Genomic DNA, 12,334 nt, shown 5'->3' on the forward strand with positions numbered 1-12,334 from the left:
TTTTCCTATGACAACACTCAGAACAGATCCAGTTCGCCTGCCTCGACCATTGCGCCGACGTCGTCCGTGACTTCCTTGAAGTCCTCCGGCGACCAGCTCAGGCTGAACACAAAACGTTGATGCAACTTGACCGCACGGTTCGACTGCGGGTCCTTCAACCAATACGTGAAGCACAGTTGCGGATTGCCGCTGCCGAACGAGATGTACTTGTGCTTGTGATTCACCAGCAACGGCACCTGCACCTGGCTGCGCGCCCAGGCGTCCGCGTCGCCGACATAGCGGTTCTTGAAGGAACCCCAGATCAGATTCGTCACTTCGCCCAGCACGCTGTTCAGGTCGCGGAAATCCGCTTCGCCGTGCCGCGCGTTGTCGACCATCTGATAGCGATCGAGCAGTTCGAGGATCGGCGTCTCTTCGGCCTGCATCATCATGTAGCCGCGGCACCAAGCGCTTTCCAGCGGAATCAGGCTGAACACTTCGCCGAAGATGATGCGGTCGCGCACGATATACGGCGTGTCGCACGTGATGGTCAGGTCCTTGAACACATCGCCGAGAATCGCCTGCGTCATGTCGGCGATGCCGCGCACCAGCGCGTTCGGATAATCCAGGCTGAAGATGTAGTCGTCGATCACCTGGCGCAGCGGCGCCATATCGTGCGCCACGTACGCGGCGCAGACCACGCGTCGCAAGCTCTCCGGCAAGCCGTCCATGCCGGGATCGTTGTCGCGGCGCATGATGATCGGCAACTCGGGGCGCACCGCGTTGATCCTGATCGCGATTTCGGCGCTCGCTTCCGGCGAGCCGCCATAACGCTCGGCAAACAGCACCGCGCCCAGATCGATGTTCGAGCGCAGCACCGACTGCAGACGGTTCTTGCCGACTTTCACGCCGACCAGATTGTTCTCGTCGCAAAAGCGCTTCAGCGCTTCTTTGTGCGCCGGGCAGTCGTCCAGCACCAGCACTTTGCTGACCGGCTTGTTCATGTTCATGTCGCGTTCCTGCTCACAGCGGCTATTCATTTCACGGTCAGAACAACTCCAGCTCGCCGCTGGTTTCTTCGACAGCGCTCGTATCGGCGACGAAGTCGAGCGGCGCATGCGCGCACACGCAAATCGTCGCGGCAAGCCGCACGCTGCCGTCGAGCGTGATCGAATATGACGACAGCAAAGCCGGCTTCAATTCATGCAGATGCGGCAGGCAACGCGCGTTCAGCACGTAGGGCGTCGACATGCCGAGGTCGGGGAAATAGCGCAGCAACTCCTGATTCATCGCCCCGCAACACAGGTTGCAGATTTCCAGAAAGGCTTCCTGGAAGTTGCGTTCTTCGGTGGAGCCTTTCAGGTAGTAGCTGCGCGTGCTGTCGTCTTCGTCGAAATGGAGGATCAGCAGCAATCTGAACACGATCGACGAAATGGTCAGCACGACCACTTGCGTGTTTTTGGAAACGCCGACGCTGACGTCCGCCATCGGCGTGATTTCGCACAGATCGCCCGAATTCAGCGGTAAGCGCGCCTGCGACGCCTTGCGGAAAATGCGGTCGAAGCTGTCCGTGGCGTGGGCCGAGATCACGCCGCCACCTCGTGCAGCTTCGCATGAAACTGATGAGCCAACGACTCGACGCTGGCAAGCGATGCCGCGATCATCTTGCCGCCCGCCTGAATGTCCTGAAACGTGGACGTCGTGGTCAGGTCGTTGCGATGCAGGCTGTCGCGATAGCTCTTCGATAGTTCTTCGGAACGTGCAGCGAGCGCGCGCACTTCACTCGCCACCACGGCGAAGCCTCGACCCGCCGGCCCCGCGCGCGCGGCCTCGATCGACGCGTTCAGCGACACGATCACCACGTGCCGCACGATCGACGACAGCTCCTGATTCTTCGCGTGCATGTCGTGGTTTTGCGTCATCAGCGAGATCATCTGTTCGTGCCAGCGCTCGAACGTCGCGCCGAGACTCTTCAGACGCTCGGCTTCGCCGGCGATCTGCCGTGCTTGATGCGCCAGCTGGTCTTTGTCTTCGCTAGCCGCCTTCAGTGCGGCGCGCAGTTCGTCGGCCTTGCTTTGTTGTTGCGCGAGTTCCTCGCGCAACTGCGTGGTCAACGCGTGCAGTTCCTGCTCGGCCTGCTCTCGCTCGCGAATGGCTGCGCCGTGATCGGCCCGCTCAGCCTCAAGCCTGGAAATGCTGGCTTGCGCTTCGGCACGCAGCCGCTCCGTCAGCTTCGCGCTGTGCAGCCTGTGCGCGGCAAATGCCAGCAGCGCGGTCACCGCGCTGCCTGCTGCCACCGCCAATACATACTGTTGAATCACAACCGTTCCCTTCAAATGCCGTCGCGACGTACGCCGATGCGGCGCTCAGTCCACCATCGCGTCGAGTTGCAGTGCGCCGGCTTCGCCACGCGCTTCCACGCCGAGCGTATCGACGGCAACGCTATCCGGCAGGCAGACGATCGTCTGGAACTGACGGAACGCCGCGCCTTTGCGATCGTCGGTGAAGCGCAGTTCGATGCTGCCGTTTGCGCGCTTGAGGAAATCGCGCACGGCGTCCATGCCCACACCACGGCCCGACAACTCTGTGACCGTTTCCGCGGTCGAGAAGCCCGGCCGGAAAATGAAATCGGCGATGGCTTCGTCGCTCAGCGTGTCATCCTGACCGATCCAGCCGCGCTCCATAGCGATGCCGCGAATGCGTTCGAGCGCGAGGCCGCGGCCGTCGTCACTCAGCGTGATCTGCAGCGCGCCGTTGTCCACGCCGACGTCGATCTCGATCGCGCCGGCCTGCACCTTGCCGTGGGCGCTGCGCGCCTCGGCGGTTTCAATGCCGTGATCCATCGAATTGCGCAGCAGATGCATGAACACGTTGTTCAGCGTGCCGCCCGCCTGGCCACGCAGACGATAACCGTTGTCGTCGATACGCACGTCCGGCGCGGGCTTGCCCAGCTCGCTCGCGAGCGACGGCAGCGAGTCCAGCACGCCGGCGAGCGCGTCGCGCACGCTCTCGCTGCCCAGTGCGCGCAGCGTGCGGCGCAGCGCATCGCGCATCGACTGAAGTTCGTGCAGTTCGCCGGCGTTGGTTTGCTCCAGCATGCTCAGCGTGTGCTGGATATGGTCCTTCGCGACCATTACGTAGTGAGCGGAGTTGGCAGCGTCGTTCGTCAGGCTCTTGTTCTTGCGGCCAAGGCTCTGTTCGTTGATCTTCGCGTAGCTCTCGATGGCTTCGCGCACGCGCGTCAGTTCGCTCATCAGATGCTCCTGATCCCACGAGCGATCCGCGTCCGGTTGGCGCAACTCGTGATAGCTCTGCTCGGTCTCGTGCACGACGTTGGTCAGATGCTGCAGGTTGTAGGTCCGCGCATTGCCCTTGATGGTGTGCATGTTGCGGAACAGCTCGGCAATTGCCGCGTGATCTGCCTCCGAATGCTTGCGAATGATCCGCTCGTTCTCGCTGACAAAGCCCGCCGAACTCTCGATGAAGTGGTGGAACTTCTCCTCGCTGACCGCGAGAATCTCACCGATCATGTCGAGGCGGCGGCGCTGTTCGCTGGCTTCCGCTGCGAGCTTGCGCAATTCGGTGACATCGCGCACGCACAGCATCAGGCGCCCGATCACGTCGTTTTCATCGGTGATCGCCGACCAGCTCAGATCGAGAATCTTCACGCGCCCGTCGGTCATACGTTTGGAAATCTCGCCGACCAGCAGATGCTGATTGAACGCGAAGTTGATGCAGTCTTCGCCGAGACACGCATGCGCGGCGGCATCGACTTGCGAGAGCGCGTCCGAACCGAGGTCGGTATCCGCGAACACCAGATCCATCAAACCGCGCCCGGCAATATCCTTCGTTTCGAAGATGTCTTCCAGATACGCCGAGTACTCGGCGTGAATCACGGCGCCGTCGATCACGGTGAGAATGCCTTGCTGCATGTTCTGCAACATCGCCTGAATGTCAGCGGTTTTCTGCTTGAGTTGCGCCGAGCTTTCCTGGATCTTCTCGATCATGCCGTTGAAGGCGACGATTGAATGGCCGATCTCGTCGAATCGCCCAACCGGCACGCGCCGCGTAAAGTCCTGGCTCGAGGCGATCTCGCTCATCATGGCCTGCATGCGGCTGAGCGGGCGCGTGATCTGCCGGTAGAGCAGCGAACCGATGGATGTCAGCAAAATGATCGCGATGCCCGTGACGACGGCGATGGCCGTGGTCGTAGTCGAGAGCGTGGTGTTCAGCGTGCTGATCGCGTCGTCTTTCTCGCGATTCTTTTCGACGCGCAAGGTCTCGACGATCCCTTCGAGTTCGTCGCGATACTGCGCAACGTTGGCGAACAAATAAGCCTGCGCGAGTTCGTTCTTGCCGTCGGCCTTCATTTTGGCCGTCTCGGCGATCGCGGAAAAGTAGTTCTCCAGGCTGTCGTTGGCCTGCGAGACGAGACCCTTCTGGGCATGGCTCGCGGCATCTTTCGCTTGCAAGGCGAGCGCCTGTTGCAGCGAGGTCCGCTTCTTCTTCAGGTCGTCCTGTGCCTGGGCGACCATGTTGGCGTCGGGCGCGTAGACCAGCGTCATCGTGGCGAGTTGCACATCCTTGACTTGCGAAACGAGGTCGGCGGATGCGAGCGCGCTGGGCACGACGCCTTCCGTTACCTTGCGCACCTCGGCGGCGCTGCCGCGCGTCTGGTAGACGGCGTAGCCGCCGATCGCCGATAGGGCGACGAACATCAAAACAACCAATAGCGTGATGCGATGACGAATAGTCATGTGAACCCCCGGGGTCTGGCCTTCGCGTCAGCCCTCGTTGGGAGCAGCGCGTTTTATGCGAAATTTGGTCTGACTTGCAGCGCTGCGGAGTATTGCGCAAGCATGTTACTAAGCGATGACTGCAGACTTTTTTAAAGCGCATTCACCGCTCCAAATTAATTGCTAAAGTTTTTGGAGAAAGCGCCGTTATTTGATGCTCTTTTGATTTTGCGTCTTGTCGCCATTTCAACAAACTGCGCGTATCGAGCGCACGCGTTGGCGATACGGTCGAACGACGGACGTAAGAAGCGTCAGCGAATCGGCAGAAGATGTTTCGACGCCTCGCGCAAGGTGAGCGGCGAGATGAGGTCTCGCGACGCCGACAGAAAATCGCTCACCGCTTCGGGCGCGTGCCGCGCGTAATCTCGCAACGCCCAGCCGATCGCCTTGCGGATAAAGAAGTCGCTTTCCGCAGCCAGCGAACGCGCGTAGCCGAAGAGGCGATCTTCGTCGGTATGCCCGCGCCAGCCGAGTTGATGAATCATCGCGATGCGCCGCACCCACATGGATTCGTGCTGAAGCGCAGCATCCATTACGGCCTGCGCTTGCGCTTGCGGCGTCTGGACTCGCGCCGCTTTCAGCACGTCGCCGACCACGGCCGCGAGTGGATCGATCGAATCCCACCATGAAGCGTGCTGAGCGATGGTCAGCAAATGCGCGATGTCGGTGACGGCAAGCGTTTTCCAGTTGCGCGCCAGCAGATCGGTCGCGACGTACTGGTATTCGCGCGCCGGCATCGTCCATAAGCGATTGGCGCACGCCAGCAAGTGTTCGGCGTTCTGCACCGGCAGCCGCTTGAAAACCGGCGTTACCGCTTGCCGTCGCAGCGGCGTCGGCACACCGATAAAGTCGAACTGGTGACGCATGTAGGCGCGCATGGCGAGCGCGCGCTCTGCGTCGGCATGCGGGGCGAGTACCGCCTTGATTTCCTTGGCGAAGGCGTGAGGCGTCATTGAGGAAAGCGCTCGACGTGAACTTCGCCGCGTCGGCCAAAATATTGCACCTGACGTCCCGCGATCCAGACGAAATAGCCGACACATCCCGCGGTCAGAGTTCGGCGCACGAACTCGGCGTACTTGACCGCGCCGTTTTGCGCGCCGCGCACGGCTTGGTTGACGGCGTCGGCATCGAATGCGTTCGCGATGGCGACGTCCGGCAGCGGCAAGGCGATCACATGCGTCTCGCCGCCGGGCGCGTAGTACGTATGCTCGCCGCGACGGTAATCGGTGAAATACGACTCGATGCCGGCCTCACCGAGCGCGCGTACCACGGAGCCGAAGTCGATCGTGCCGTTGTGCGAGCGCTGCGCGCAGTCTTCGGCAACGCGACGGCTTGCTTCATCGAGCCTGGCGGGCATGGCGATCTCCTGCAAAGTTGGGCATTTAAGCCACGGAAACAGAGACGATCCGTTATTCGAATACTAGTTTCCTAGGAAATCAATGTCAAACTCGCAGGCAAAACTTAGCTCGATAAGAACCCCGGCTTCTGCTCCCGAATTCCCTCACCTTTGTATTTAAAGTGCGCGTACAGGTGGCGATATTCTCACCTCGACGGCTCCCGAATCTTCTCACCTCTACGCTTTCAGCCTTGCTCCCAACCTCCGCCCAACACCTTGTACAAGGTCACGAGATTGGCTTGCCTCGACAGCGTATCCGTCGCGAGTTGCTGCTGCGCGGTGTAGAGCGTGCGTTGCGCATCGAGGAAAGTCAGAAAGCTATCCGTGCCCGCCTTGTAACGCGCTTCGGCCAGCGTGTAGTATCGCTGCGAGGACGCCACGTATTCGCGGTCCGCCTGCACCTGATCGACGTAAGTGGCGCGCGCCGTCAGCGCATTCGAAACCTCCTTGAACGCCGTCTGGATCGTGCTTTCATAGTCGGCGACCTCGATCTGCTTCTCGATCTTCGCGACATCGAGCGATGCCTTGTTGCTGCCGTAATCGAAGATCGGCACCGACACGCTCGGCGCAAATGCCCACGCTCCCGTGCCGGCCTTGAACAGACTTGAGAGCGTCGAACTCGACGTGCCGGCCGTCGCTGTCAGTTCGATCTTCGGAAAAAACGCTGCGCGCGCAGCGCCGATATTCGCATTCGCCGCTTTCAACGCGTGCTCCGCCTGCACGATGTCAGGACGACGGGTGAGCAGCAGCGACGGCACGCCCGCACCGATGTCGGCGAACATCGACTCGTCGTCGAATGAACGGGCAGGCGGCAGGTCATCGGGAATCGGCGCGCCGAGCACGGCGACCAGGTTGTTGCGATCCTGCGCGACGGCGCGACGGTAAGACGCAAGACTCGCCTTCGCGCTCGCCAATGAGTTCTCGGCTTGTTGCACGTCGAGCAGAGAAGAATTGCCCAACTCCTGGACGCGCTTCGTCACGTCGTAGGTGGACTGATCCGCCTTGACCGTGTCTTCGGTCAATTGCAACAGGCGTTCATCGGAGAGCAAGGTCAGATAGTCGGTCGCCACCGTCGCGATCAGACTGATCTGCGTACTTTGCCGCGATGCATCCGTTGCGAGGTAGTTTTCCAGCGCCTGACGCTTGAGACTGCGCAAGCGCCCAAAGAAGTCGATTTCCCACGACGTCGTGCCGACGTTGAGGTCGCTGGCACTGCTCGTCACGCCTTGGGTCCGTTCGCGAGTCAGGCTCCCGCTCGCGCTGATCGACGGCGCGAGTGCGGCACGCGTGATGCGATATTGCGCCTCGTATTCGGCGACGTTCAGCGCCGCCACGCGCATGTCGCGGTTGTTCGCGAGCGCGATTTCGATCAATCGTTCCAGACGTTCGTCGCGAAAGAAGTCGCGCCATGCAGTATCGATGGCAAGCGGCGATGTGGCGGCCGTGCCGCTCGCGCTCTTTGCAGCCGCCGCCGCGCTCGTGCTTTCGTAAGCATCGCCTTGCGGATAAGCCACCGCGACCGGCGCTGCGGGCCGTTCATAGTGCGGATCGAGCGTGCAGCCCGCGAGCACGGCGAGCGCGCACGCCACGGCGCAGGCACCGAGTTTGAGTCTCATCATTCGACACCTTCCTGTTGCTTGGGGTCGCCGTGTTCGCCGAACAGGCGTCGCACGACGACAAAGAACACCGGCACGAAAAAGATCGCGAGGAACGTGGCGGCGATCATGCCGCCCATCACGCCGGTGCCGATCGCATGACGGCTCGCCGAACCGGCGCCGCTGCTGATCACGAGCGGCAAGACGCCGAATATGAAGGCGAGCGACGTCATCAGAATCGGCCGCAGCCGCAGCCTGGCGGCTTCGATGGTGGCCTCGATCAGCCCGCGCCCCTGCGCTTGCAGATCCTTGGCGAATTCGACGATCAGGATTGCGTTCTTGGTAGACAGGCCAATGGTCGCGAGCAGGCCGACCTTGAAATAGATGTCGTCGGAAAGCCCGCGGATATGCGCGCCCAGCACAGCGCCGAGCACGCCGAGCGGCACCACCAGAATCACCGCGATCGGAATGGACCAGCTTTCATACAGGCCGGCGAGGCAGAGGAACACGACGATCAACGAAATCGCGTACAGATAGATCGCCTGTGAACCGGCGATGCGCTCCTGGTACGATTGCCCGGTCCAGTCGATGCCGTAGCCTGCGGGCAGTTTCTTGACGAGCGCGTCGACGGCGTCCATTGCCTGGCCTGTGCTGGTATTCGCGCCGGTTTGCGCGGTGATTTCCATCGCCAGCGTGCGGTTGAAGCGCTCGATCTGCGGCGGCCCAAAGGTCCATTTGCCGGTGGCGAAGGCGGAGAAGGGCACCATCTCGCCGTCGTAGCCGCTGGTGGTCGTGCTGCTCGTGCCGCTCGCGGCGGTAGTCGTACTTGTGCTCGTCGAAGTGGTGCTCGACCGCACATACCATCGGCCGATGTCCGACGGCATCATCCGGTACGGCGCGTCGGCCTGCACATAGACCTTTTGAATCCGCCCCGTGTCGACATAGTTGTTCACATACGACGAGCCGAACGCGGTCTGCAACGTGTCGTTCACATCGGCAATGGAGAGCCCGAGCGCGCTCGCCTTCTCACGGTCGATGTCGACATGGAACTGCGGCGTGTCGTCGAGACCGCCAGGTCGCATGCCGGACAGCGCGCTGTCTTTGGCTGCGAGCGCGATCAGTTGCTGGCGCGCGGCCATCAGCTTGTCGTGACCTTGGCCCGCGCGGTCTTCCAGTTCGAAGTCGAGGCCGCTCTGCGTGCCGAGTTCCTGAATGGCCGGCGGATTGAGCGCGAAAATCTGCGCGTCGCGCGTGGCCGCGAAGTGCATGTTGGCGTGCTGGATCAGCGCCGAAGCCGAGCCGTCTTTGCCACGCCGGGTGCTCCAGTCCTTGAGCTTGACGAAGGTCAACGCGTTGTTCTGTCCGGAGCCGTTGAAGCTGAAGCCCGTCAGCGCAATGATCTTGTCGACCTGCGGAAGCCCGAGATAATAGGCTTCGACCTTTTTCACGGTCTCCAGCGTCTGCGCGGCCGGCGTGCCGACGGGCGCGGAAATCGACGTGATGATGATCCCCTGATCGTCGTCCGGCAGGTACGACGACGGCAGCTTCATGAAGAGCAACGCCACGACGCCCGCGATCAAGACATAGATCACCATGTAGCGCATCGGATTGCCGATCACACGCGAGACCGCCGAGTCGTAGCGATCGGTGCCGCGCGCAAGCACGCGGTTGAACCAGCCGAACACGCCACGCTTCGCGTGATGCTCGACGTCAGTACGCCGCAGCAACGTCGCGCACAGCGCCGGCGTGAGCGTCAGCGCGAGGAACACCGAGAGCAGCATCGCCGCGACGATCGTGACGGAGAACTGCCGATAGATCGCGCCTGTCGAGCCCGAAAAGAACGCCATCGGAATGAATACGGCGATCAGTACCGTCGTGATGCCGACCAGTGCGCCGGTGATCTGCTTCATCGCCTTGCGCGTGGCTTCGACGGGAGACAGTCCTTCTTCGGCGATCAACCGCTCGACGTTTTCGACGACCACGATGGCGTCATCCACTAGCAGGCCAATTGCCAGCACGAGCCCGAACATCGACAGCACGTTGATCGAAAAGCCGACCAACGACATCACCGCAAACGTGCCGAGCAAAGCGACCGGCACGACAATGGTCGGAATCAGCGTCGCGCGCAGGTTCTGCAAAAATACGTACATCACGACGAACACCAGCATCACCGCTTCGACCAGCGTCTTTACCACTTCTTCGATCGATATCTTCACGAACGGCGTGGTGTCGTACGGATAGTCGACCACGACGTTGCGTGGCAATTGCCCGCTCATTTCGTCGAGCTTGGCGCGCACGGCTTTCGCCACGCTCATGGCATTCGCGCCGCTCGCGAGCTTGACCGCGAGCGACGCCGCCGGCTTGCCGTTCAGGCGCGAGTCCGTGCTGTAATCGTCGCCGCCGACCTCGACGCGCGCGACGTCCTTGAGCATGACCTTCGAGCCATCGCTATTCACACGCAACAGAATCGCGCCGAACTGCACGGGCGTGGTGAGCAGGCTCGACGCGGAAATCGTCGCGTTGATGGCTTGCGTTTTCGTGGACGGCGAACCGCCAACCTGGCCCACCGAGAGTTGCACGTTCTGATTCGTGATCGCAGTGGTGACGTCGGCGGTAGTTAGCCCGAGCGCCTGTAGCTTCACCGGATCGAGCCAGATGCGCATGGCGTGTTGCGCGCCGAACAGCGTGACGTCGCCCACGCCGTCGATCTGTGTGAGCGGATCCTCGATTTGCGTCGCGATGATATTGCCGAGGTCGATGGAATTCATGCTGCCGTCCGTCGACGACAGCGACACGATCATCAGGAACGCGTTGGCCGCTTTCGCGACCTGCACGCCTTGCTCCTGAACCGTCTCCGGCAGCGACGAGCTGGCCTGTTCAACCTTGTTCTGCACCTGCACCTGAGCGATGTCCGCGTTGGTGCCCTGCTGGAAGGTGAGCGTGATGCGCGCCTGTCCCGACGAACTGCTGGTGGACGACATATAGAGCAGATGGTCGATGCCGCTCAGTTTCTGCTCGATCACCTGCGTGACAGTGGTCGCGATCGTTTCGGCCGAGGCGCCCGGATAGGTCGCCGTGATCTGCACGGAGACCGGTGCCACGCTCGGATACTGTTCGACCGGAAGCGTCCCGATGGAAGCGCCGCCGATCATCATGATGACGATGGCGATGACCCACGCGAGAATCGGTCGGTTGATAAAAAATCCTGCCATGAGAATCTCGCTTTAACTATGTGCTGCCGACGTGTTGTCCGCGGTGGCGGGCGCACCCGATGTGCCCGACGTGCCGGGACTTTCGACCGGCTTGACGACCGCGCCGGTGCGCGCCTTCTGCGAGCCCGCGACGATCACGCGATCGCCCGCCTTGAGGCCGCTCGTGACGAGCCAGTCGCTGCCTGATGCGGTGTCCGCCGTCACGGCGGTTTGCGCGACCTTGTTGTCGGCGCCGACGGTGAGCACGCTGGCCGAGCCGTCCGACGCACGCGAGACCGCGAGTTGCGGCACCGTGATCGCCTGCTGGTTCACGCCTTCTTCGAGGCGCGCGCGCACGAACATGCCGGGCAACAACACGCCGTCCGGGTTCGGGAACACGCAGCGCAAGGTCACCGAACCGGTGGTGGCGTCGACGGTGATATCGGAGAACAGCAGCTTGCCGGGTTGCGCATAAGTGCTGCCGTCTTCCATCACCAGATGAACGACGGCGCCGTCCGTGCCGGACTGCTGCAATTGCCCGCTCGCGAATTCCTTCTGCAAACGCAGCCAGTCGGCGGAAGAACGCGTGACGTCGAGATACATCTCCGTGGTCGCCTGCACGGTTGCGAGCGCGGTGGTCTGCTCCGCGGTCACGAGCGCGCCTTCGGTCACGCTCGATTTGCCGATGCGGCCCGCAATCGGCGCCACCACTTTCGTGTAGCCGAGGTTGATCGCCGCGGTCTTCAACGCGGCGCGGTCGGCGACCACGTCGGCTTTCGCTTCGTCCAATGCGGCGACGGCGTCGTCGTAGTCCTGACGACTCACACCCTGGATCTTCGAGAGCTCGGCATAGCGCGCGGCCTTGGTCTGCGCGGCGTTCGCCGTCGCCACTGCTTTGGCTAGCGTGCCGACCGCCTGGTCATAAGTGGCTTGATAACTGGACGCATCGATCTGATACAGCACGGCGTCGGCCGCGACTTGCGAGCCTTCAGTGAACAGGCGCTTTCTAACGATGCCTTCAACCTGCGGCCTGACTTCCGCGACGCGAATCGCCGAGAGCCGCCCGGACAATTCGGTGCTCGACACGACGGTATGCGGCGTGATCGTTTCGACGCTGACTTCGGGAACCGACTGCATGGGTCCGTGAGACGTCTGTTCGCCGCAACCCGATAACATGAACGTAGCAACGGCAACGGCCGCGGCAAGAAGCGTGAACGCCGGCGCGCGCCGCGACGGTTCGACCGCGATGGAGAGAGTGGGCATGCTGTGAGCATCCTTCGACTGGATTCGACCAAGGGCCGTCTGGCATGCGCCGTTCGCTCGCGAAGAGCCCACGCAGCGCCGCGCCAGCGGCAAGATGGGGTCCAGCATAGAGAG

Annotated in this window: 9 protein-coding genes; all 9 read right to left on the bottom strand. The window is 62.0% G+C overall.

The window, feature by feature from the left end; all coding sequences use genetic code 11:
- Window positions 1–17: 17 nt before the first annotated feature.
- Complete coding sequence (locus tag HF916_RS27900) at window positions 18–989, bottom strand: chemotaxis protein CheX (protein WP_168791946.1); 972 nt, start codon at window positions 987–989, stop codon at window positions 18–20.
- Window positions 990–1,026: 37 nt separating this feature from the next.
- Window positions 1,027–1,569 (bottom strand): hypothetical protein, encoded by a 543-nt coding sequence (locus tag HF916_RS27905; RefSeq protein ID WP_168791947.1) that lies wholly within the window; start codon window positions 1,567–1,569, stop codon window positions 1,027–1,029.
- A complete protein-coding gene (locus HF916_RS27910; RefSeq protein WP_168791948.1) occupies window positions 1,566–2,300 on the bottom strand; it encodes a methyl-accepting chemotaxis protein in 735 nt (244 codons plus the stop codon). Before HF916_RS27910 ends, HF916_RS27905 begins: the two co-directional genes overlap by 4 nt.
- 45 nt (window positions 2,301–2,345) lie before the next feature.
- A complete protein-coding gene (locus HF916_RS27915; RefSeq protein ID WP_168791949.1) occupies window positions 2,346–4,736 on the bottom strand; it encodes an ATP-binding protein in 2,391 nt (796 codons plus the stop codon).
- 290 nt (window positions 4,737–5,026) lie between these two features.
- Window positions 5,027–5,728 carry a DNA alkylation repair protein gene (locus tag HF916_RS27920; RefSeq protein WP_168791950.1) on the bottom strand — a complete coding sequence of 234 codons (702 nt, stop codon included), beginning with the start codon at window positions 5,726–5,728 and terminating at the stop codon, window positions 5,027–5,029.
- Window positions 5,725–6,132: a DUF1398 domain-containing protein gene (locus HF916_RS27925; protein WP_168791951.1), complete on the bottom strand. Its 408-nt coding sequence runs from the start codon at window positions 6,130–6,132 to the stop codon at window positions 5,725–5,727. The genes HF916_RS27920 and HF916_RS27925 overlap by 4 nt, the downstream gene beginning before the upstream one ends.
- Window positions 6,133–6,356: 224 nt before the next feature.
- Window positions 6,357–7,790: an efflux transporter outer membrane subunit gene (locus tag HF916_RS27930; RefSeq protein WP_168791952.1), complete on the bottom strand. Its 1,434-nt coding sequence runs from the start codon at window positions 7,788–7,790 to the stop codon at window positions 6,357–6,359.
- Window positions 7,787–10,978 carry an efflux RND transporter permease subunit gene (locus HF916_RS27935; RefSeq protein WP_168791953.1) on the bottom strand — a complete coding sequence of 1,064 codons (3,192 nt, stop codon included), beginning with the start codon at window positions 10,976–10,978 and terminating at the stop codon, window positions 7,787–7,789. Before HF916_RS27935 ends, HF916_RS27930 begins: the two co-directional genes overlap by 4 nt.
- Window positions 10,979–10,990: 12 nt before the next feature.
- Window positions 10,991–12,220 (bottom strand): efflux RND transporter periplasmic adaptor subunit, encoded by a 1,230-nt coding sequence (locus HF916_RS27940; RefSeq protein ID WP_168791954.1) that lies wholly within the window; start codon window positions 12,218–12,220, stop codon window positions 10,991–10,993.
- Window positions 12,221–12,334 lie beyond the last annotated feature (114 nt).

The organism is Paraburkholderia aromaticivorans (assembly GCF_012689525.1).
Lineage (GTDB): Bacteria > Pseudomonadota > Gammaproteobacteria > Burkholderiales > Burkholderiaceae > Paraburkholderia > Paraburkholderia aromaticivorans_A.

Excerpts from the sequence above, each read along its gene's own strand:
- HF916_RS27900 (WP_168791946.1), bottom strand. The coding sequence starts at position 989 with ATGAACATGAACAAGCCGGTCAGCAAAGTGCTGGTGCTGGACGACTGC.
- HF916_RS27935 (WP_168791953.1), bottom strand. The coding sequence starts at position 10,978 with ATGGCAGGATTTTTTATCAACCGACCGATTCTCGCGTGGGTCATCGCC.
- HF916_RS27940 (WP_168791954.1), bottom strand. The coding sequence starts at position 12,220 with ATGCCCACTCTCTCCATCGCGGTCGAACCGTCGCGGCGCGCGCCGGCG.
- HF916_RS27915 (WP_168791949.1), bottom strand. The coding sequence starts at position 4,736 with ATGACTATTCGTCATCGCATCACGCTATTGGTTGTTTTGATGTTCGTC.
- HF916_RS27930 (WP_168791952.1), bottom strand. The coding sequence starts at position 7,790 with ATGATGAGACTCAAACTCGGTGCCTGCGCCGTGGCGTGCGCGCTCGCC.
- HF916_RS27920 (WP_168791950.1), bottom strand. The coding sequence starts at position 5,728 with ATGACGCCTCACGCCTTCGCCAAGGAAATCAAGGCGGTACTCGCCCCG.
- HF916_RS27925 (WP_168791951.1), bottom strand. The coding sequence starts at position 6,132 with ATGCCCGCCAGGCTCGATGAAGCAAGCCGTCGCGTTGCCGAAGACTGC.